At 61.9% G+C, this 19,872-nt stretch carries 24 protein-coding genes; 2 read left to right on the top strand and 22 right to left on the bottom strand.

Going from position 1 to position 19,872, the window contains the following annotated elements; translation table 11 throughout:
* Positions 1–31 precede the first annotated feature (31 nt).
* From B0E46_RS13870 to rpoZ, 7 genes are all read right to left on the bottom strand, one after another.
* A complete protein-coding gene (locus tag B0E46_RS13870; RefSeq protein WP_077556371.1) occupies positions 32–1,327 on the bottom strand; it encodes a citrate synthase in 1,296 nt (431 codons plus the stop codon).
* A gap of 259 nt (positions 1,328–1,586) precedes the next feature.
* A complete protein-coding gene (locus B0E46_RS13865) occupies positions 1,587–1,841 on the bottom strand; it encodes a type B 50S ribosomal protein L31 (protein WP_077556370.1) in 255 nt (84 codons plus the stop codon).
* Positions 1,842–1,946: 105 nt separating this feature from the next.
* Positions 1,947–2,882, bottom strand: coding sequence for a nucleoside hydrolase (locus tag B0E46_RS13860; protein WP_077556369.1), 936 nt, complete (start codon positions 2,880–2,882; stop codon positions 1,947–1,949).
* Positions 2,883–2,991: 109 nt separating this feature from the next.
* Positions 2,992–5,106 (bottom strand): ATP-dependent DNA helicase RecG, encoded by a 2,115-nt coding sequence (gene recG, locus B0E46_RS13855; RefSeq protein ID WP_077556368.1) that lies wholly within the window; start codon positions 5,104–5,106, stop codon positions 2,992–2,994.
* Between the two features lie 95 nt (positions 5,107–5,201).
* Complete coding sequence (locus B0E46_RS13850) at positions 5,202–5,585, bottom strand: RidA family protein (protein ID WP_077556367.1); 384 nt, start codon at positions 5,583–5,585, stop codon at positions 5,202–5,204.
* A 120-nt stretch (positions 5,586–5,705) separates the two neighbouring features.
* Positions 5,706–7,874: a bifunctional (p)ppGpp synthetase/guanosine-3',5'-bis(diphosphate) 3'-pyrophosphohydrolase gene (locus B0E46_RS13845; protein WP_077556366.1), complete on the bottom strand. Its 2,169-nt coding sequence runs from the start codon at positions 7,872–7,874 to the stop codon at positions 5,706–5,708.
* Between the two features lie 123 nt (positions 7,875–7,997).
* Positions 7,998–8,288 (bottom strand): DNA-directed RNA polymerase subunit omega, encoded by a 291-nt coding sequence (rpoZ, locus tag B0E46_RS13840; protein WP_077556365.1) that lies wholly within the window; start codon positions 8,286–8,288, stop codon positions 7,998–8,000.
* 204 nt (positions 8,289–8,492) lie between these two features.
* Between rpoZ and B0E46_RS13835 the strand changes: the two genes are divergently transcribed.
* Positions 8,493–9,320 (top strand): VacJ family lipoprotein, encoded by an 828-nt coding sequence (locus tag B0E46_RS13835; RefSeq protein ID WP_254425166.1) that lies wholly within the window; start codon positions 8,493–8,495, stop codon positions 9,318–9,320.
* A 92-nt stretch (positions 9,321–9,412) separates the two neighbouring features.
* Here the strand turns inward: B0E46_RS13835 and B0E46_RS13830 are convergent, their stop codons facing one another.
* The 10 genes from B0E46_RS13830 to B0E46_RS13790 all read right to left on the bottom strand — a co-directional run bounded on the left by B0E46_RS13830 (position 9,413) and on the right by B0E46_RS13790 (position 15,988).
* Positions 9,413–9,691 carry an STAS domain-containing protein gene (locus tag B0E46_RS13830; protein ID WP_254425165.1) on the bottom strand — a complete coding sequence of 93 codons (279 nt, stop codon included), beginning with the start codon at positions 9,689–9,691 and terminating at the stop codon, positions 9,413–9,415.
* Between the two features lie 26 nt (positions 9,692–9,717).
* On the bottom strand, positions 9,718–10,392 hold the full coding sequence (locus tag B0E46_RS13825) for an ABC transporter substrate-binding protein (RefSeq protein WP_077556362.1): 675 nt from the start codon (positions 10,390–10,392) through the stop codon (positions 9,718–9,720).
* 25 nt (positions 10,393–10,417) lie between these two features.
* Positions 10,418–11,290 (bottom strand): outer membrane lipid asymmetry maintenance protein MlaD, encoded by an 873-nt coding sequence (mlaD, locus tag B0E46_RS13820; protein ID WP_077556361.1) that lies wholly within the window; start codon positions 11,288–11,290, stop codon positions 10,418–10,420.
* Between the two features lie 51 nt (positions 11,291–11,341).
* Complete coding sequence (mlaE, locus tag B0E46_RS13815) at positions 11,342–12,118, bottom strand: lipid asymmetry maintenance ABC transporter permease subunit MlaE (protein WP_077556360.1); 777 nt, start codon at positions 12,116–12,118, stop codon at positions 11,342–11,344.
* Positions 12,115–12,951 (bottom strand): ATP-binding cassette domain-containing protein, encoded by an 837-nt coding sequence (locus B0E46_RS13810; protein WP_077556359.1) that lies wholly within the window; start codon positions 12,949–12,951, stop codon positions 12,115–12,117. Before B0E46_RS13810 ends, mlaE begins: the two co-directional genes overlap by 4 nt.
* A gap of 77 nt (positions 12,952–13,028) precedes the next feature.
* The gene (gene gmk, locus B0E46_RS13805; RefSeq protein ID WP_077556358.1) at positions 13,029–13,661 is read right to left on the bottom strand and encodes a guanylate kinase; all 633 of its coding nucleotides are present in this window, start codon (positions 13,659–13,661) and stop codon (positions 13,029–13,031) included.
* A 334-nt stretch (positions 13,662–13,995) separates the two neighbouring features.
* Positions 13,996–14,238, bottom strand: a complete 243-nt coding sequence (locus B0E46_RS13800) for a hypothetical protein (protein ID WP_077556357.1) — start codon at positions 14,236–14,238, stop codon at positions 13,996–13,998.
* A 35-nt stretch (positions 14,239–14,273) separates the two neighbouring features.
* Positions 14,274–14,459 (bottom strand): hypothetical protein, encoded by a 186-nt coding sequence (locus tag B0E46_RS17425; protein ID WP_139350556.1) that lies wholly within the window; start codon positions 14,457–14,459, stop codon positions 14,274–14,276.
* Positions 14,460–14,791: 332 nt separating this feature from the next.
* Positions 14,792–15,403: an acyl-homoserine-lactone synthase gene (locus B0E46_RS13795; protein WP_077556356.1), complete on the bottom strand. Its 612-nt coding sequence runs from the start codon at positions 15,401–15,403 to the stop codon at positions 14,792–14,794.
* A gap of 186 nt (positions 15,404–15,589) precedes the next feature.
* Positions 15,590–15,988 carry a DUF4902 domain-containing protein gene (locus B0E46_RS13790; protein WP_077556355.1) on the bottom strand — a complete coding sequence of 133 codons (399 nt, stop codon included), beginning with the start codon at positions 15,986–15,988 and terminating at the stop codon, positions 15,590–15,592.
* Positions 15,989–16,092: 104 nt separating this feature from the next.
* Between B0E46_RS13790 and B0E46_RS13785 the strand changes: the two genes are divergently transcribed.
* Positions 16,093–16,806: an autoinducer binding domain-containing protein gene (locus tag B0E46_RS13785; RefSeq protein WP_077556354.1), complete on the top strand. Its 714-nt coding sequence runs from the start codon at positions 16,093–16,095 to the stop codon at positions 16,804–16,806.
* Between the two features lie 578 nt (positions 16,807–17,384).
* Here the strand turns inward: B0E46_RS13785 and B0E46_RS13780 are convergent.
* From B0E46_RS13780 to B0E46_RS13760, 5 genes are all read right to left on the bottom strand, one after another.
* Positions 17,385–17,852, bottom strand: coding sequence for a helix-turn-helix domain-containing protein (locus tag B0E46_RS13780; RefSeq protein ID WP_077556353.1), 468 nt, complete (start codon positions 17,850–17,852; stop codon positions 17,385–17,387).
* A 32-nt stretch (positions 17,853–17,884) separates the two neighbouring features.
* Entirely contained in the window at positions 17,885–18,220 is a 336-nt protein-coding gene (locus B0E46_RS13775; RefSeq protein ID WP_077556352.1) for a DUF4258 domain-containing protein, read from the bottom strand.
* Positions 18,221–18,645: 425 nt separating this feature from the next.
* Positions 18,646–18,885: a hypothetical protein gene (locus B0E46_RS13770; protein ID WP_077556351.1), complete on the bottom strand. Its 240-nt coding sequence runs from the start codon at positions 18,883–18,885 to the stop codon at positions 18,646–18,648.
* Positions 18,886–19,087: 202 nt separating this feature from the next.
* On the bottom strand, positions 19,088–19,441 hold the full coding sequence (locus tag B0E46_RS13765) for a hypothetical protein (RefSeq protein WP_077556350.1): 354 nt from the start codon (positions 19,439–19,441) through the stop codon (positions 19,088–19,090).
* 4 nt (positions 19,442–19,445) lie between these two features.
* A complete protein-coding gene (locus B0E46_RS13760; protein ID WP_077556349.1) occupies positions 19,446–19,757 on the bottom strand; it encodes a DUF4258 domain-containing protein in 312 nt (103 codons plus the stop codon).
* Positions 19,758–19,872 lie beyond the last annotated feature (115 nt).

Below are 19,872 nucleotides of genomic sequence, written 5' to 3'. Positions count from 1 at the left end.
CGTTCCCTTTGACGTCAGTTGAAACCGTCGATCAGCGCTTGTCGCCCGGCATGTAGTTGCGCACGTCGGCGCCGGTATAGATCTGGCGCGGACGGCCGATGCGCGACCCCGGGGTTTCGTGCTGTTCGATCCAGTGAGCGATCCAGCCGGCTGTACGCGCGATAGCGAACATCACGGTGAACATCTCGGTCGGGATGCCCAGCGCCTTGTAGATGATGCCGGAGTAGAAGTCGACGTTCGGATACAGCTTGCGTTCGACGAAGTAATCGTCCTTCAGCGCCGCTTCCTCCAGCTTCATCGCCACCTCGAGCAGCGGGTCGTTGACACCCAGTTCGGCGAGAACCTTGTGGCACATCTCGCGGATGATCTTGGCACGCGGATCGAAGTTCTTGTACACGCGATGGCCGAAGCCCATCAGGCGGAAGCTGTCGTTCTTGTCCTTGGCGCGCAGCACCGCGGACTCGACGTTGTCCGGCGTGCCGATTTCCTTGAGCTGCTTCAGCACCGCCTCGTTGGCGCCGCCATGGGCCGGGCCCCACAACGCGGTGATGCCGGCGGCGATCGATGCATACGGATTGGCACCGGTGGAACCGACCAGGCGGACGGTGGACGTGGATGCATTCTGCTCATGATCGGCATGCAGGATGAACAGCAGATCCAGTGCCTTGGCCGCCACCGGATTCATCTGCAGCGGCTCGCTCGGCACTTCGAACATCATGTGCAGGAAACGGGTGACGTATTCGAGATTGTTGCGCGGATAGCGCATCGGCCAACCGATCGAATAGCGGTAACAGGCCGCGGCGATGGTCGGCATTTTCGCGATCAGACGGATCGCCGCCATCTTGCGATCTGCCGGATTCTCCACGTCCAGATCGTCGTGATAGAAAGCCGACAGCGAGGCGACCGCCGCAGCGAGCATCGCCATCGGATGCGCATCGTGGTGGAAGCCCTGGAAGAAGTTCTTCTGCGCCTCGTGCATCATGGTGTGATGCGTGATGTCGTGCTCGAACGTCGCGAATTCGGCCGGCTTCGGCAGCTCGCCGTTGAGCAGCAGATAGGCCACTTCAAGGAAACTGGATTTCTCCGCCAGCTGTTCGATCGGGTAGCCGCGATAGAGCAGCACGCCCTGGTCGCCATCGATATAGGTGATCGCGCTCTTGGTGCTGGCCGTGCTGCCGTAACCAGGGTCGTAGGTGAAGTGGCCGGTGTCCTTGTACAGCGTGCCGATGTCGATGCAGGCCGGCCCTAACGTGCCGCTGATCAGCGGCAGCTCACTGCTGCGGTTGCTCGACTCATCCACCAGCTTGACGATCTTGGGATCGGACACGGAAACCTCCTCACATGTGGGTCACTGCCGGGGCAACCGCGATGGCGGCGCCGGCCGGCGGGAATGCTTGGCACCGCATGCCGGGGAAACATGCAATGCAACGGACGCAACCGCGTCTGATCCTTGGGATTATCGCACAACGCCCCGCTCACATTCGATGGCGAATGGTCGAATGGCGCCCACGAAAAAACACGGGCAAGCCTGCGCTCGCCCGTGTTTCGAATCAGATCGATCTGGTGGCCGACGGCCGCCCGGTCGCTTATTCCTTCACAGCGCCTGCGTAGCGGCGGCGGAATTTGTCGACGCGACCGCCGACGTCCAGCGACTTCTGCTTGCCGGTGTAGAACGGGTGCGAATGGCTGGAGATATCCACCTTGATCAGCGGGTACTCATTGCCGTCTTCCCACTTGATGGTTTCCTTGCTGGACATGGTCGACTTGGTCAGGAACGAGAAGTCGGACGACAGGTCCTGGAACACCACCGGGTTGTAGTTCGGATGGATATCAGGCTTCATGACAGGCTCTAAAGCGGTGGTGAAAAGAGCGGCATTGTAACGAGAAAGCGACCGCTGCCGCAAGCCGGCGCCCATTCAGGCGTCGAAGCGCCCCTCGGCACGCCATCAACCTGGCGCCCCCAGGGCGCGCCGCACCATCGCGGCAAAGCGGGCGTGATCCACTTCCAGCACGATATTCGCCTGCGCTGGCCGGCCCAACCGCGCGGCCCAGTCGACCACGGTGGCACCACGGGTCAGCCGGCCATCCAGCTCCACCGCCACGGCTCGTGTTTCGGTGCGGGTGACGATCGACGGATCGATCGCCACCGCCATCGCCAGCGCATCGGCGGCGATCAGACCGCTGCGATCGTGCTTGGCGTTGTAGCGGCGTGCGGTGGCGACGATCTGCCCGAAGAAATCGGCGCGCCGGTCGCCGGCCGCCAGCCAGCCATCGAATTCGGCATCGTCGAAGGCATGCCGCAAGGTGGCCTCCCAGTCGACCAGGTCGAACGACGGGAACGCTTCGAACACCACATGCGCCGCCTCCGGATCGAAGCCGACGTTGAACTCCGCCGGGACCTTGCCGGTGTTGCCGTGGCCGGTCACCGCACCACCCATCACCACCAGCCGGGCGACCCGCCTGGGTAGCGTGGGATCCAGCCGCAGCGCCAGCGCCAGATTGGTCAGCGGCGCCAGCGCCACCAGGGTCAGCTCGCCCGGACGCTCGCGGGTCAGCCGCAACAGGGCGAGTGCAGCCGACTCGTCCGTCAGTGAAGCCTTCGGCTCGGGAAAGCCGATGTCGCCGAAACCGTCCTCGCCATGCACAAACGCGGCATCCTCATCCGGTGCGCGCACCAGTGGCGTGGCACAGCCGGCGAATACCGGCGTGTCGGCACCGAGCAGATCGACCAGGGTGCGCGCGTTGCGCACGGTATGGCCGAGTCCCACGTTGCCGGCGGCAATGCTGAGGCCGGCAATGTCCGCATGCGCATGCGCCATCAGGATGGCCAGCGCATCGTCCACGCCGGGGTCGGTATCAATCAGGAGTTGCGGTCGCGTCATGGCGTAACGTCGTTGTCCAATCGCCCAGTGTATGGGACGGGAATGGGAAATCGCAAAGCCTGGGATACCGCGTGATGGCCACTCCATCGGCAATGCCCACTCGTTGCACTCAGGCATTCACGTAGCGCGCGGCGCCACCGATCCAACGCTCGATCAGCTGCTCGGTCTGCTGCGGATGCCTGCTCAACATGCATTCGCCCACCTGCTGTACGGCAGGCAACAGGTGCGCATCGCGGGCAAGGTCGGCGATGCGGAACGCGAGCTGGCCGGTCTGGCGCGTGCCCAGCACCTCACCGGGGCCACGCAACTCCAGATCCTTCTCGGCAATGCGAAAACCGTCGCTGGTCTCGCGCATCACTTGCAGCCGCTCGCGCGCCAACTGGCCCAACGGCGGCTGGTACAGCAGCACGCAGTTGGAGGCCAGCGCACCGCGCCCGACCCGGCCGCGCAACTGGTGCAGCTGGGCCAAGCCCAGCCGCTCGCTGTTCTCGATCACCATCAGACTCGCCTTGGGCACGTCCACGCCGACCTCGATCACCGTGGTCGCGACCAGCACCGATAGTTCGCCGGCCTTGAACGCATCCATCACCGCCTGCTTTTCCTTCGGCTTCATGCGGCCGTGAATCAGGCCAATCCTGAAGCCCGCCAATGCAGAGGACAGTTCGGCATGCGCCACTTCGGCCGCCTGCGCGCGCAACTGCTCGGACTCCTCGATCAAGGTGCACACCCAGTACACCTGTCGCCCTTCGCCGCAAGCCGCGTGAATGCGTTCGATCACCTCGATCCGTCGCGCATTCGAGATCGCGATGGTCTGCACCGGCGTGCGGCCGGGCGGCAGCTCGTCGATGGAAGACACGTCCAGGTCGGCATACGCACTCATCGCCAGCGTGCGGGGAATCGGAGTGGCCGTCAGCACCAGCTGATGCGGCACCAACTCACCGTTCCTGCCCTTGTCATGCAACGCCAAACGCTGCTGCACGCCGAAACGGTGCTGCTCATCGACAATCACCAGGCCGAGCCGCGCAAATGCCACGCCCTCCTGCATCAATGCATGCGTGCCGATCACCACTGGCGCGCCGGCGGCAACCCTTTCCAGCGCCAGCTTGCGTGTCTTGCCGGTCACCTTGCCGGCCAGCCATTCCACCCCGATGTCGAGCGGCTGCAACCAATGCCGGAAATTGTGCAGATGCTGTTCGGCCAGCAGTTCGGTCGGCGCCATCAACGCGACCTGATAACCCGCCTCCACCGCAGCCAGCGCAGCCAGTGCGGCAACCACCGTCTTGCCGCTGCCGACATCGCCCTGCACCAGCCGCAGCATCGGCTTGGATTGCGCCAGATCTCGCGCGACTTCCATGCCGACACGTTGCTGTGCCGCGGTCAATTCGAACGACAAGCCGGCGAGCAGTCGCTGCTGCAAATGGTCTGTTCCACCCAGTGTCGGCGCATGCCGGCGGCGCACCGCCGCGCGCATGCGCTTCAGACTCAGGTGCTGGGTCAGCAGCTCCTCGAACGCCAGTCGCTGCTGCGCCGGATGATGTCCAAGCGTGAGCTGTCCGAGATGCGCATCCGGCGGTGGCCGGTGCACGTACAGCAGCGCGTCGCGCAGCGAGGTGAGCCCATGCTCCGCGCACAACTCTGGCGGAATCAACTCCAGCTGCGCTGCCGATGGCAACAGCGTCAGCGCCTTGCCGATCACACCGGCCAGCCGCTTCTGCCCCAGGCCTTCGGTGGTCGGGTAGACCGGGCTGAGCAACTCATCGACAACGACCGCATCCTCGCCACTCAAGCGCTGATACTGCGGATGCACCATCTCCAGTCCCTGCGTGCCATGACGTACTTCGCCAAAGCAGAGCAGGCGGGTGCCGGGCAGCAGCTGCTCGGCTTGTGCGCGGTTGAAATGGAAAAAGCGCAGCAGCAGGGTCTCACGGCTGGCGTCGCCGATCGCCACCTTCAATTGCGGGCGATAGCGGAATCCGCGCTCGACTGCCTCGACCACGCCCTCGACCTGGACCCGTTCGCCGACATGCAGATCCGCAATGGCGGTGACCCGGGTCTTGTCCTCGTAGCGCAGCGGCAGGTGAAACCATAGGTCCTGCACCCGCTCCAGCCCGAGCCGCGCCAGCGATGCAACCAGCGCAGGGCCGACACCGGGCAGCGCACTGACCGGGGCGATGCCCGGATCAGCGCCGGCAGCGTGAGAAGTGCGAAGGGTGTGAGCGGCCATGACGTGCAAGCCTAACCGAGCACCGTCTCGCATCGTAAGTCGGACACCGGCGCAGACTGTCGGCGCGGCCCGCGCGGAGAATCAGCCGATTGCCATCACGACAACACCATCACCGCATCGACTTCGACCTGTGCCGCTTTCGGCAGACCGGACACCTCGATGGTGGAGCGCGCCGGATACGGCGGCTGAAAGTACTCCGCCATCACCGCGTTGACCGCGGCGAAGTTCGCCAGGTCGGTGACATAGATACCCACGCGCACCACCTGCGCCAGCGAACCGCCGGCGGCCTGCGCCACCGCAGCGAGGTTGTCGAACACTTGCCGCGTCTGCGCCGTGATATCGCCATCGACGAGCGACGCGGTGGCCGGGTCGAGCGGAATCTGACCTGAGAAGTACACGGTATTGCCGGCACGCACGGCCTGCGAATACGGGCCGATCGCGGCCGGTGCCAGCTCAGTGGCGATGATGCTGCGGGACATGGGGCTTCCTTGGGAACGGGGAACGAATAGAGCCTGCATCGAGCGAGGCTTTGATGATAGCGCTGCTGTCCGCCCCAGACACCCATCGCGCCACAAAGCTCACTTTCCCGTTACCCGCCCCTACAGCGGATATCTATACGCCCCGCTGACCACGCCGGTACGGCGCACACGCCGGATCACGTCGGCCAGGTGCTTGCGGTTCTTCACTTCCATCGCGAACAGCAGGGTCGCGGCGGCGGCATCGCGCTCGACGTATTCCACGTTCTCGATGTTCGAATCGGCGGCGGCAATCGCGGCGGCCACGGTGGCCAGCACGCCTGGGCGGTTGATCACCTCGATGCGCAACTCGGCACGGTAGTCGCCTTCCACATCGCGATCCCATTCGATCGCCACACAGCGTTCCGGCGACCGGCGCAACTCGACCACATTCGGGCATTCCTCGCGATGTACCACGATGCCCTTGCCCGATGACAGATAACCGACAATCTGATCACCCGGCAGCGGATGGCAGCAGTTGGCGAAGCTCAGCACACCGCGTTCGGCGCCGGTGATGCGGATCTTCTCGTGCACGTGCGGCGAGACCTGTGCCGTGGCGCCACGACGCTTGCCGCGCGACGCCAACAGCTGGCTGGCGACCATGTCGGGCATGCGATTGCCCAGCGCGATATCCGACAGCAGCTCTTCCAGCCGCTTGAACTTGGAGGCCTCCAGGAAACGATCCAGTACCGCTGCCGGAATGCCATCCAGGCTGCTGCCCTGTGCATCCAGCGCGCGATCGAGCATGCGATGACCGAAATCGACCGCATCCTCATGCTGCAGGTGTTTCAGGTATTGGCGGATCGCGGTGCGTGCCTTGCCGGTGACCACAACCTCGAGCCATGCCGGATTCGGCACGGCCGACGGCGCGGTGATGATCTCCACCAGCTGACCCGACTCCAGCCTTGTGCGCAGCGGCAACAACTTCTTGTCGACGCGTGCCGCCACCGCATGATCGCCGACATCCGTATGCACGGCGTAAGCGAAGTCCAATGCGGTCGCGTTGCGCGGCAGCGAGAGAATGTCTCCGCGCGGAGTGAACAGATAGACCTCGTCGGGAAACAGGTCGATCTTGACGTTCTCGATGAACTCCGACGATGAGGCGGTGTTCGCCGAGCTGTCGGCCAGCGAGGACAGCCATTCGCGCGCGCGCGCCTGCGCACTGTTGGCCGGGCCGCTGTCCGTCTTGTACGCCCAGTGGGCAGCGACACCGCTTTCGGCCACCGAATCCATCTCGGCGGTACGGATCTGCACCTCGATCGGCGCGCCGAACGGCCCCAGCAGCACGGTATGCAGCGACTGGTAGCCATTCGCCTTGGGGATCGCGATGAAGTCCTTGAAGCGCTTGTCGACCGGCTTGTACAGCGCATGCACCGCGCCCAGCGCCATATAGCAGCTCATCGCGTTGTCGACGACCACGCGGAAACCGTAGACGTCCATCAGCTGGGTGAAGCTCTTGTGCTCGCCGCGCATCTTCGAATAGATGCTCCACGGCGATTTGATCCGGCCGACCACGCGCGAGGTCAGGTGATCGGTCGCCAATCGCGTGGTCAGCGCCGTCTCGATCTTGCCCATCGCCTCGCGACGGTTTCCGAGCGCGGCACGGATGCGCTCGCTGATCACCCGGTAACGATCCGGATACAGCGCACGGAAGCCCAGATCCTGCAGCTCCGCCTTGATCTTGTTCATGCCCAGGCGCTGCGCGATCGGCGCATAGATCTCCAGCGTCTCGCGCGCGATGCGGCGGCGCGAAGGCGCGTCCTTGGCGCCGAGCGTGCGCATGTTGTGCAGGCGGTCGGCCAGCTTGATCAGGATCACGCGCAGGTCGCGCGCCATCGCAAGCAGCATCTTGCGGAAGCTTTCCGCGTCGGCTTCCTGGCGGCTGCCGAAGCGCATCTTGTCGAGCTTGGTGACGCCATCGACCAATTCGGCCACGACTTCGCCGAACTCGGCAGCCAGGGCTCCCCGAGTGAGCTCGGTGTCTTCCAGGGTGTCGTGCAGGATCGCCGCGATGATCGTTTCGGCATCCAGCCGCAATTCGGCCAGGATGCCGGCCACCGCCACCGGATGGGTGATATACGGTTCGCCGCTCTTGCGCTCCTGCCCTGCATGCGCTTCGGCGCCGAGCAGGAAGGCACGCAGCACACGCTCCACCTGCGCCTCGGGCAGATAGGCAACGCGTTCTTTCAGTGCCAGCACATACGGCGGCAGCACGGACAGGTCGACGGAGGCGGGAGGCGCGGCCACGGTCATCGTTGCTGGTGCCGTTTCAGGCGCCCACCTCGCCACGGGAAGCGCGTTTGGCGGCCGGGCGCACGCGGATCCTCGCACCGGACAGGCCGGCGCGCGGGACGCGCATGCTACAGCCGCCAAGCATCAGTCGTCGCCACCCTTGGACAAATCGTCGTCGACCTCGGCAGCAGCCCACTCCAGCGCTTCGCGCTCGGCGCGCTCGCGCTCGGCCTTGTCGATCTGGTCGATCGTGGCCTGGTCGATGCGGCGTGCCGCAATCTCGCGCAGCGCCAGCACGGTCGGCTTGTCAAAGTCGGGATTGACGGCCGGCTCGGCACCCTTCTCCAGCTGACGTGCGCGCTTGGTCGCCATCAGTACCAGCTCGAAACGGTTGTCGACTACCTCGAGGCAGTCTTCCACGGTAATGCGTGCCATGCGAAATCCTTAGGGAATAAATAACTTATATGGTCTGACAGTGTAGCCAGCAGGTGCTTGGCTGGCAATGTGACTGGCGCGTATGATGGGCGGCTGCAATGATCCGGCAGCTTTTTCGCGAAAGCGCACCGAAAGCCGTGCAAGATATAAAACCAGGCAGTACAATTATGCTGCTCCCGCCCTCGCTGCGATCCCCTTGCACCCATGTCCCCATTGCGCTTTCCCGCCATGAGCCGCTGCCTGCCTCTGCTCGCCCTTGCGCTGCTGGCCGGCTGCACGATCGCGAAACCACGCACCGACGATCCGTTGCAGAAGTACAACCGCGAGGCGTACAAATTCACTGACAACGTGGACAAGGCGGTGATCCGTCCGGTCGCAGTGGGCTATCGCAACGTGACCACGGCGCCGATGCGCCGCTCATTCAGTGACTTTTTCACCAATATCCGCATGCCGATCACGGTGGCCAACGACCTGCTGCAAGCGCGTCCGAAACAGGCGCTGCAGAGCAGCGGTCGCTTTTTGGTTAACCTGACCCTGGGCATCGGCGGCTTCTTCGATCCGGCCAGCCAACTCGGCCTGCCGCTGGAGGACAACGACTTCGGCATCACCCTGGCACGCTGGGGCCTCCCCGAGGGCGATTACCTGTTCGTGCCGCTGGTCGGTCCAAGCACGGCACGCGATATCTGGCGCCTGCCGGTCGACAGCTACTTCTTCGACCCGCTGAGCATCTACGCCAGCAATCACAGCTACCACGGCCTGCAGTATCTGCCGCAGGCGATGTATCTGGTGACCCTGCGCTCGCGCGGCATCGACGCGGAAAGCTTCCTGCAATCCGCCTATGACCCCTACGTATTCATCCGCGATGCATACCGGCAGCAGCGCCTGTACGCCATCTACGACGGCAACCCGCCCGCCGAGGTGATCCAGCAGATGCAGGGCCTGGACGACAAGGGCTTCGATCCCGACGAGTTGCTGGATCAACAGCACCAGTGGGAAAACAAGCACCCGGATCAGAGCAACCCGAAACAATGACGGCAACGATGCGCTGACGGCGAGAAGTCATGCAAAAAGAGAAGGGGCCTTGCGGCCCCTTCTTCGTTACTGCAGCTGCGCACAGCAACGGATCAGCGTATCAGCTGATCCACTTCGCACACCGTGGCCAGCGCCTGCATGCCAGCCGGCATGTGCCTGACCTGCAGCGGTCGGCCATGCCGGTCGGCCGCTGCCACCACCGCCAGCACGCAGGCCAGACCGGCACTGTCGCTGCGACTGAGGCCAGCCAGATCGAGCTGCGCCACGCTACCCGAAGCCAGCTCGGACTGAATCGCCAGCAAGGCCGACGCCGCCGTGTCGAAGTTCAGCACACCGCTCACGGCGAGTGTGCCCGGCGCGTTGGTCGTCAACAGGAATCCGTTTTCGGCGCCGGTCGTCACTTGCCGCCCTTGCTGTCCTGGTCCATCGCCTTCAGTGCATTCTCGCCCTGGGTCTCGAGGTTCTTGATCAGCTGTTCGATACCGACCTTGCGGATCTCGGCATCCACTTGGTTGCGGTAATTGGTGATGTAGGAAATGCCCTCGATGATCACGTCGTAAGCCTTCCAGTCGCCGCTACGGCTCTTGCGGAACGCGTAGTCGATCGACACCAGCTTGCCGTCGTCCAGCACTACCTGGGTGCGCACCACGGTGCGCTTGTCGTTGAGGTCGCCATTGAACGGCAGCACCTTGACACGGCCGCGGGTGTAGTCGAGCAGACCCTGCGCGTAGCGATGGGTGATCGAGTTGTAGAACGCCTTGGCGAAGCGCTCGCGCTGTTCCGGCGTCGCCTCGCGGGCATGCTGGCCGAGCACCAGGATCGACGCGTAGTCGATGTCGAAATGCGGCAGGAACACCTCGTCGATGATGCTGATCAGCTTGTCCTGATTGCGCTTCAACTCATCGCGATGCCCATCGATCGCCGTGGCCAGTTGGTCGGCAATGCCCTGCACGATCTGCGCCGGCGCCTGCTCGGCCGATGCCGTCGCCGGCGCGGCGGTCTGGGCGAATACCGGGACGGCAGCGATCGTGCCGAATGCAAGGGCGGTGGCAAGAGCCAGTCTGCGCAACATGGGGAACTCCTTCAGCAGAACCGGCTCAGTGCTTGCCGGCAGGGGTATCGGATTTGCCGTCACCGGCATCTTTCTTGTCGCTGGACGAACCGTTGACCAGGAACTTGCCGATCAGATCCTCCAGCTGCATCGCGGACTGGGTCAGGATCATCTCGTCACCGTCCTTGAGCGCATCGGGCGAACCGCCGGGCTGGATCGCAACATACTGGCTACCGATCAAACCGCTGGTGAACACCGCGGCGGACGAGTCATCGGGAATCGTGTCGTAGCGCTTGTCGATCGCCAGCACGACCTGCGCGTTCAGCTTGACGGGATCGGCCCTTACCGACTGCACGCTGCCGATCACCACGCCGGCCATCTTCACCGGCGCGCCGGCCGAGAGGGTGCCGACATTGGTGAAGTCCGCCTTCACCACATAGGTGCCGCCGATGTTGTCGGTGACGCCACCGGCGCCGAAGAACTTGCCGAGCATCTCTTCCAGCGGCTGCGAGGACTTGGTGCGCGACAGCGTGCCGCCAGCGGCCACCATCTGCTTCGAACTGCCGTATTCGATGCCGACATACTGGTCGCCGAGCAGGCCGCTGGTGAAGATGGTCGCCACCGAATCCTGCGGGATCGCGTCGTAGCGCTTGTCGATCGCCAGCTTCACGTCGGCCACTTCCTGCCCCGGCGTCAGCGTGATCGACTGCACCTGGCCGACGCGTACGCCGGCGATCTTCACCGGCGCGCGCTCCTTCAGCTGGCCGATGTTGGTGAAGTGCGCATCGACGCTGTAGCTGGCGCCCTGATGCACGTTCGCCACCGAACTGGTCTGCGTCGCCAGATAGGCCAGCGCAGCAAAGCCCAGCACGATGAACAGGCCGGTGCCGACGGCATAGGAACTTCTCTGTTGGCTCACGGCAGAATCCTCGACATAAAACGATGGGTCATGGCAGTCATCTCGGCGCGCTCACATGAGGAACGCGGTAAGCACAAAATCCAGCGCCAGGATGGCGATCGACGAAGCGACCACGGTACGGGTGGTGGCATAGGCCACGCCCTCGCTGGTCGGCGGGGTGGTAAAGCCTTGGAATACCGCGATCAGCGACACCACCGCACCGAACACCAGGCTCTTGAACAGCACGCCGTTGACGATGTCGGTGTGCACGACCACCACGGCGGTCATGTTCGACCAGAACGTGCCGTTGTCGATGCCGAGCCAAGTCACGCCGACCAGATGGCCGCCGAAGATCGCCATCGCGCAGAACACGCAGCACAGCAGCGGCATCGCGATCAGTCCGGCCAGGAAACGCGGCGTGGCGACGTAGGCAATCGGGTCGACCGCCATCATCTCCATCGCGTCGATCTGGTCGGTGGCGCGCATCAGGCCGATTTCGGCGGTGATCGAGGTGCCCGCGCGTCCGGCGAACAACAGCGCGGTCACCACCGGCCCCAGTTCCCGATAGACCGCCAGCGCCACCACCATGCCGCTGGCCGAGGTGCTGCCGAAGATCGACAGCACGTTGTACAGCTGCAGCATCAGCACCATGCCGATGAACAGGCCGCAGACCATGATGATGGTCAGGCTCATCGCACCGACGAACCAAAGCTGGCGGACCGTCTCCCGCACGTAGCGGAAACTGCGTGGAATCGCCACCAGCAAAGTGAGCAGGAACAGGCCGCAGTTGCCGATCTGTGCCAGCGACTGGATCACCACGTTGTTGTGCTGAGGTGCGCGCGCGTTCATTTCACCGCTCCGGCAAAGCCCAGTGCCTGCGCGTAATCGCCGGCGGGATACTGGAACGGTACCGGGCCATCCGCCTCGCCGCCGAAGAACTGCCGCGTCCACGGCGAACCGTCGTTCGCGATGGTCTTCGGATCGCCCTGCGCGACCACCTTGCCGTTGGCGATCAGGAAGATGTGATCGGCAACCTGCTTGATCGCCTCCAGCTCATGCGCGACCAGCACACTGGTGATGCCGAGCGTCTGGTTGAGCGTGCGGATCAGTTTCAGTACCTGGTTCAGCGCCACCGGATCGAGCCCGACAAACGGCTCGTCGTACAGGATCAGCATCGGATCGAACACGATCGCCCGCGCCAGCGCGACGCGACGCGCCATGCCGCCGGACAATTCGTTGGGCATCAGCCGAGCCGCACCACGCAGGCCCACCGCCTGCAGCTTCAGCAGCACCAGGTTGCGGATCAACACTTCCGGCAGTCTGGTATGCTGGCGCAGCGGAAATGCCACGTTCTCGAACACGTCGAAATCGGTCAGCAGGGCCGAGTTCTGGAACAGGTAGCCGATCCCCTCGCGCAGCTTGTACAGCTGTTCGCGCGACAAATCGGCCACGTTCTCGCCATTGACGCGGATCTCGCCCGCATCGGCACGCATCTGCCCGGTGATGTGCTTGAGCAAGGTGGTCTTGCCGGTACCGCTGGGCCCCATGATCGCGGTGACCTTGCCACGCGGGATATCCATATCCAGCGCGTCGAAAATGGTCTTGCCGTTGAGCACCGTGGTCAGCCCACGGATCCGCACCAGGGTGCTGTCATCGGGCGTGGCACGAACGGAGTCGGTCATGGGCAGCAATAACTCGGGGGAAGCCGACAAGGTAGCCGAAGCGCGATACGAAGGCCATGCGTGGCCAGCGTCCCGCATCAGGCTCCGGCGGCCAGCAGCTCGGCGATCAGGGCTCCATGCCGTTGCCATTGCAACGTGCTGCGCAGGCGCACCGCCCGCACGATCGCTTGCAGGTCGGCCAGCGCATGCTCGAACACGTCGTTGACCAGGATGTAGTCGAACTCGTGAGCGTGGGCGATCTCGCCGCGCGAATTGCGCAACCGGCGCTCGATCACCTCGGCGCTGTCTGAACCTCGACCGCGCAGACGGCGCTCAAGTTCCGCCCGCGATGGCGGCAGGATGAAAACGCTGACGCAGTCGGGCTTGCTGCGACGGATCTGCTCGGCACCCTGCCAGTCGATTTCCAGCAGCACATCGCGCCCCTGCGCCAACAGGCTCTGCACCGACGTGCGCGAGGTGCCGTACAGGTTGCCGTGCACCTCGGCATGCTCAAGGAAGATGCCCTCGGCGATCTCGCGCTCGAACTCGCCACGCTCGACGAAATAGTAATGCCGGCCGTACAACTCGCCGGTGCGCGGCGGACGCGTAGTGTGCGACACCGACAGCGAAATCGCTGGCTCGCGCTCAAGCAAGGCATTGACCAAGGTGGATTTACCGGCACCCGAAGGTGCTGCAACCACGAACAGGGTACCTTCACGCTGGGCATTCATCGGGTGGCACCTAAGCCCGCAGCGCGGTCGACTTACCGCACCGCGTCAAGGTTTCGCCACTGCACTCTTGCGCATAGGCACAGGCATGGACACAACGAATGGCGAGGGTAGGCTTCATGGGAGAAGTATAGCGGGTGACCGCTGCCAAGCCGCCCGGCCGCCGAAACACCACCGAGATACAACGCAGAAGTGACCTTGGAAGCCGGCCTTCGCCCTGCCTGGTTGCTCTCAAACCCTCGAGAAGGATTGCATTTCGGCAGCCGGCCAATTGCCTGCCGTCCCTGGGGCTGGCTTGGTCAACTTGTTGCGGAAATGCGGGAAAAGCCGAACTCCATCAAGCCGCCGCGACGCTGAGTTGGGTGGCAGGCCTTGCATACCTCGCCAGGAGAGTCATGCCAATGGGGCAGATCATCACGACGAGTACCGCCACGCCGGTGTTGTCATGGGTCGCACGACCGAGGCCCCGGGCCGTCCGTATGGCAGAGCCCAGACTCAATTGCGTGACGACAGGATCGACATCGCGGCAAACGTTCCATAACCCGTCAGCACCTTCCTTGACCTTGATTACGATACTCACGTCGGCGACTCCATGGCTTGATCAGGTCCAGCACATCATTCGTAGGTCTGGGTCAGCAGTACCGGGTCTGCAACGTCGGGGCGACCTGCTTTGACGTATGCATCGAAGTACTTCAGCACTTGATCCTGCACCGAACCCGACAGACGCATGACCGTCAACGCGTAGATCGGGGATCCGCCCCCGCTCGCGTTGCCGGATCTGTTGCAAGCCAGTCGTTCCATGAGGATCTCCGCCTGTGTCGCATCAACCACCACCGGGCGGTCCGTAGCCGAAACACTGCAAGTTGGCTCGACAATGGCGCCTGAAAACGTGATCCGCCCACTCGCCGCCACAGCCGTTGATGGAATGAACGCCGTCGCACACAAGCACGTAGCAAGCAAGGTCACCAAGGGAGTAGCCATGTCAGTCCACGGTCGCACCTCTGCTGCGTAGAGCCGGGCAGGATTTTTCGCGCCCGTAGAGATCGGTAGCTGCACAACCTGCCTCGTGGCGGCTGAGCTCCCATTCGTTCAGAGCCAAGCTCCCTTTGACACTGCCATTTCCAGACGAAGCTCTAATGTGGGGTTCCCTTGGATTCGATCATTGGAAGCTGCAACGCTTGCCGCGTCTGATCATCCAGTTCGATCCACAAGGCCAGCACGGGCTCGCCATCGATCAGCTGGGGTGGCCCCACGCGGTGCGCATGCATACCAATGCTTCTGAGAATCCTTTCCACACCCATCGCCGTGAAGGTGATCAGCCGGGCTGCGCCCTGCTCAATCGCCGCCCGCACAACAGCGGCAAACAACGCACAGAAACGCCGCCTGGCCTCATCACGAGGAGGAGTGGAACTTTCCCCGATAGCCTTGGTGGAAAATCGCGACAACTCCCATACATCCAATGCATGCGGTGCAGGTGCACCACTCATGAGGCCCGGGAAGACTTCGTCGAGCAAATACGGCTGAGTCGTCGGCAACAACCTGGCACAGCCACACACCGAACCGCGCGCGTCGCTGGCAATGACATACAACGTATCGGGCCGGTCAAACTGATCACGCTCCAGCCCATTCTCAACCGGCAACTGCCAGCGCAAAGTCTCTATGAATACTTCGTATCTATAAGCGGCAAGCGCCACCTCGAGGTCAGGTGGCAGTTGACTCCCCGAGCCAGCCATCACTGTCAACATTTGCCGTGGCTCCGCTGAATAGCGATAACGGCATTGAAGAATGATTTTTATCGGGCCATAACTGTAAGGTTCTACAGTTGCAGGCAGGAGAAATTCCGAGTACGGAATTTATCCGGAACGATTCCGGTAGAGCTGCCGACGAGCAGTGCCGATAACCTGCAGCCCAGGGAAAATAATTGCGTGGCCTCAGAGACCGCTGATGGCACCGCTGATTTGCCAGCTTTCGCCTGAAAGCCACGCCCGCAACAGTTCATCGGTCCGATGCATGCCCAAGTCGTAACTTGTCTGAGTTACAAGCATGACATTGCTGCTTATTCCACCTGGCGCGATGAACCTTCGCCCATTTGCCAGGCCAAACCAGGCCCATCCGATGCTGACCTGAAGCACGTCATTGGTCGCCCATTCGCAATACCCTGCACAGAAGGCGGGGACATCCTCTACGATAAGGTCCTGCTGAAGATCAGGATCTTCCCACGCCAGCTTCCGCTGAAAATTCAAGCTTGAAAGTGCATCGAACGTAAGTCGTATATAGCCATCCAGCGATCTTTTTGGGGATGCCGCATGTTGAGATGACCTTAAGCTCACGGCGCGTCCCTATAGAGATTTGGGTGACCCTTGAGGCCTACCGTAACTCCGGGCCCGCAAGACGACCAACTGTCAGTTTCCGCAGATGACGCAGGATCATAAAAGTGAAGGCTTGGCGCGAAGATTGCCTGAATCGTCTCACTTCATCGGCAGGATCATCTGCCGAGGTACTGAGAGAGCTTGCCGTCATCGTGGGTGATCTGGGCTTCGAATATTGCTCCTATGTTCTGCGCGTGCCCTTCCCCTTGTCACGCCCGAGTGTCACCTGGGCCAGCACATACCCTGCGCACTGGCTTGACCACTATTTCGCGAACAACTACCTGGAGATTGATCCGCTCATCCAGCGGACATCGCAGGATGTGTCTCCGGTGGTCTGGAAGGATGATCTTTTCGAGAGCCAGCCAGCCTTTTGGGAAGAAGCACGCGCGCATGGAATACGGCACGGCTGGGCATTGGCCACTCACGGCAAGCACATGACAACCGGGATGCTTTCCCTGGCACGGTCACATCAGACAGTGACTGCGTCAGAACTGGCGGAGACGGAAATGCAGCTGGTCTGGCTGTCGCATGTCATCCATGGGCTGATTGGCGCGGCAGAAATACAGCGACTCGTACCTGAGCGCGACTGCGAGCTCACCGCCCGTGAATGCGAAGTACTGCGATGGAGTGCTGCCGGCAAAACGGCCGATGCGATCGGCAGAATCCTGGGTATTTCCGAACGTACCGTAACGTTCCATATCGCAAGCAGCCTGACCAAACTCAACGTCGCCAACAAGACGCAGGCCGTTGCCAAGGCGTTGCTGCTCGGAATCCTCTGACCTAGGCGATACCACCGGCCTGACAGGCCTCCCCATCGTTTCTGCCGCAAGGCACGCCTCTGGCCGTGACCTTCACGGCCGGCCAGCACTCAGGACTGACCAATGGCCTTGAACCAGGTCAACTGGTAAATCCTACAGGTTCACCCGAAGACCCATCCCGATAGTCTTCCGCCTGAGGTAGCTCAAGCCGACAGGATCCCCGGCAGCATTGCCAACCCGCAATGCCCAGTGGCACGGATGCATGGAGCGACCTCGTGCGTATCATCGAAAGGACTCGCCTTGGCGCCCATCCGGGCGCCATTTTCTTTTCATCTTCCTGTCGATGCTGCCTGCATCAACCAGGAAAAGGCGATCCGAGGTTCGCAACCCGCAACATCACTCGATGTTGCACCTAAACCCGAAGTGCATGGCACAAACCTTACCACATAAGGGTTTCTCCACTTCGCTTTTGCGTGTGGGTACAACCATGGGTACAAGGATTCGGCGGCCTATGCGGCGTCCGAAGCCTCGGCAACGCGTCAAACCGCGCAAAAAAAACCCCGGGACCCGGGGCTTCAAAGAATTCTTCAGAAATCGCCTCAGGCAGCCTGTTGCATCCAATTGCCGCCTTGCGCCTTGTGCATTTCGATTTTTGCTTCCATCGCACGGATCTCGCGATCTAGTGAGTTGAAGCGTTGGATCATCTTGCGCAACTCAGCATTTCCGCTCATCTTTTCTTTCAGTAGAGCTCGCAGCATTAGGTCTGCGTGCTGGGGAACAGGGTTGCGCGCGCGCTCCCACAATGAAACGGTCTGCTCGTCCACATCAAAAATTTGCGCCGCTTGGCGCTGAGACATGTCGAGCTCCTTCCGCAAATACTTAAACGTCTTTGCATCAAGCGCAGATGCAGAATCCACAATTGCGGACGCGATTGCACAATGCAGGCCTTCGATATCTTCGATCGAAACAACCTCTTCCCCCGATCGAAGCGTGTTTATTGTGTACCCGTTTTGAAGGTAGACATTGTCCAGACCGCACCCCTTATAGCGGTACAGATTCGTCTCCATAACTCTCCTCTTGTGCCCGTTAGGCTACTTGCTTAATACACAGTGATTACGATCACTGTTTGACCCATCAGATCGACATCTATCGCACCACCAACACTAATCAACTGACCAGCACTATCAGCCTGCATGGTGAAAGCCCAGTTCTGGTACTCGCTCCACTCAGGGCCGCGCGTAACCTCGCCACGCAGCAAAACATGGCGCACCTGGCGCATGCTGATGTCGCGCTCTTCCATGCGAACATACGCGTGCTCACGCGCAACCATCCGGCCACCTTGCTCCATCAGCTCGCGGACTAGGACAACCAGTTCATCCGCGGTCAGTGTTCGTGGCAATCCCATGCGCGTATTGAGCGACACAATGTTGGTCATGACCCATAATAAGTATTGCTCACCCCATAAACAACCATGCTGATCGTCATGGCTACCAATCCGTTCAGTCTAGGGACTAACGGTCGACGCCATGCGGGTCAAAACCATGTGACGCGCATGACGTCGAAAGCAAGCTGATCGCGTTGTTGATTGGCAACGTTCGGCTTAAGTCTCAACGGACAAACATCGCCCAGTAGTGTCGCGATGACACTGCAAACACAACCCCTTGTGATCGAAGCCCAGCAAGCCCCCGAAGGCACCTGACGCGTACCTAGTGGCGAGTTACAACCCACCGCGCCGACTTCTGTGCTTCGGGTTTCCCGCACTGCCTCGATAAGCTCATGCTCGCTGCAGCTGAAGCACCCGCACCAGTGTGCGCGACTCAGCCGGTTGCGCAGATTGATCCCGCTCACCCGCACTCGCCTTCACGCCGTGGCGCCCGTCCAGGTGTCTTGTGATGCTTGGTAATGGGCCAGTGGCACGATCACATCAGCGCCGTGCATTTCCACCCGCGTGACAAGGCCTGACTCCAGATGCTCTGCCCTGGCAGCGTCCCTAGCCTGCCTGATCGCGGCGCCGAGCTGCAGGCCATCCGCGAGCGTGGCGCTCATGGTGCGAATGCACCACAGCCCGCTTTCGTTCTGCTTCACGGTGTAGACCATCATGCGCGGCACCCATGCAAGGCAAGTCGCCCGGTCATCGGTCCGCGCTGACAGAGGGCAGACGGCTCGTGGGGCAACGTCAGGATGCAGTCCGGTGACTTACACGTCATCAGCGGAGCATGCGCGAACGTGTAAGCGCGCGCTGATAACGATAAAAAAACCCCGCCGAAGCGGGGGCTTGCTTAGTCATGAGACGACGCGTTGATCAAGCAGTCTGGCGCAAGTCGCCTGCAAGGGATTCGTTCTGCTCTACCTCAGCCTTTTTACGCTTCGCCTCAACGGCGCGTTCATCCAAGATGGTAGAGATCTCTCCTACCGCCCAGCGTTGCAGCAAATCACGGATCATCGGCTGGTAACCGATACCGCGATAGCGAGCGATTTCCTTCAGTACGCTCACTAGGTCTTTCTGCAGCCGGATTGAGATCGGCTGCATGTTCAGTCCAGCTGCCTGTTCGATAGCTGCTGTTTCTTCGGGCGATGCGACGCGCGCGGTTGCCTCATTCAGACCAAGCTCGCCACTCTCCCAGTTCTCTGCGGTTCCCGGGATCTTGTTGCCCATGATTTCACTCCTCTGATGGCCAGCACGAAGGCAATCCTGCCCGCTGGCGGTAAAGTTCAAGATGCTTGCCACTACTCGGCTCGAACGCGGTCTTGATCACCACGTCGCCGTCCCTTCGAATAAAGCAAACCTTCAGCATGCGATTGCGGTTGGTTGGCGCCATGAACCACCATGATGGCGGATCAGTTCTGTGTTCCTCGTCCGTGTCTTCCAGATAGATCGCCTCGCCGTTGGCGAAACACTCCAAGACTTCCTTCTGAGACACCTGGTGATCAACCAAGAGCTTGTTTATGCAATCGGGAAGGAATTTGATCACGCTCTGAGCGCCTCAAATGCTGGGTCATCCATTGTATATACATGGCTCGCCAATATCAATTTGGCTGGGCTTGAACCTGTATATACGGCATGATCTACTTCCCAACAAGACCCGA

This window comes from Rhodanobacter sp. B04 (assembly GCF_002001125.1).
Taxonomy (GTDB): domain Bacteria; phylum Pseudomonadota; class Gammaproteobacteria; order Xanthomonadales; family Rhodanobacteraceae; genus Rhodanobacter.
The sequence above is the reverse complement of the archived record's forward strand: the minus strand, read 5'-3'. Positions and strand labels throughout refer to the sequence as shown.

Bases quoted from the DNA above. Each gene is read 5' to 3' on its own strand.
- B0E46_RS13865 (WP_077556370.1), bottom strand. From the start codon at position 1,841: ATGAAGCCTGATATCCATCCGAACTACAACCCGGTGGTGTTCCAGGAC.
- B0E46_RS13860 (WP_077556369.1), bottom strand. From the start codon at position 2,882: ATGACGCGACCGCAACTCCTGATTGATACCGACCCCGGCGTGGACGAT.
- recG (WP_077556368.1), bottom strand. From the start codon at position 5,106: ATGGCCGCTCACACCCTTCGCACTTCTCACGCTGCCGGCGCTGATCCG.
- B0E46_RS13850 (WP_077556367.1), bottom strand. From the start codon at position 5,585: ATGTCCCGCAGCATCATCGCCACTGAGCTGGCACCGGCCGCGATCGGC.
- B0E46_RS13845 (WP_077556366.1), bottom strand. From the start codon at position 7,874: ATGACCGTGGCCGCGCCTCCCGCCTCCGTCGACCTGTCCGTGCTGCCG.
- rpoZ (WP_077556365.1), bottom strand. From the start codon at position 8,288: ATGGCACGCATTACCGTGGAAGACTGCCTCGAGGTAGTCGACAACCGT.
- B0E46_RS13835 (WP_254425166.1), top strand. From the start codon at position 8,493: ATGTCCCCATTGCGCTTTCCCGCCATGAGCCGCTGCCTGCCTCTGCTC.
- B0E46_RS13825 (WP_077556362.1), bottom strand. From the start codon at position 10,392: ATGTTGCGCAGACTGGCTCTTGCCACCGCCCTTGCATTCGGCACGATC.
- mlaE (WP_077556360.1), bottom strand. From the start codon at position 12,118: ATGAACGCGCGCGCACCTCAGCACAACAACGTGGTGATCCAGTCGCTG.
- B0E46_RS13810 (WP_077556359.1), bottom strand. From the start codon at position 12,951: ATGACCGACTCCGTTCGTGCCACGCCCGATGACAGCACCCTGGTGCGG.
- gmk (WP_077556358.1), bottom strand. From the start codon at position 13,661: ATGAATGCCCAGCGTGAAGGTACCCTGTTCGTGGTTGCAGCACCTTCG.
- B0E46_RS17425 (WP_139350556.1), bottom strand. From the start codon at position 14,459: ATGGAACGACTGGCTTGCAACAGATCCGGCAACGCGAGCGGGGGCGGA.
- B0E46_RS13795 (WP_077556356.1), bottom strand. From the start codon at position 15,403: ATGTTGACAGTGATGGCTGGCTCGGGGAGTCAACTGCCACCTGACCTC.
- B0E46_RS13780 (WP_077556353.1), bottom strand. From the start codon at position 17,852: ATGGAGACGAATCTGTACCGCTATAAGGGGTGCGGTCTGGACAATGTC.
- B0E46_RS13775 (WP_077556352.1), bottom strand. From the start codon at position 18,220: ATGACCAACATTGTGTCGCTCAATACGCGCATGGGATTGCCACGAACA.
- B0E46_RS13770 (WP_077556351.1), bottom strand. From the start codon at position 18,885: ATGATGGTCTACACCGTGAAGCAGAACGAAAGCGGGCTGTGGTGCATT.
- B0E46_RS13765 (WP_077556350.1), bottom strand. From the start codon at position 19,441: ATGGGCAACAAGATCCCGGGAACCGCAGAGAACTGGGAGAGTGGCGAG.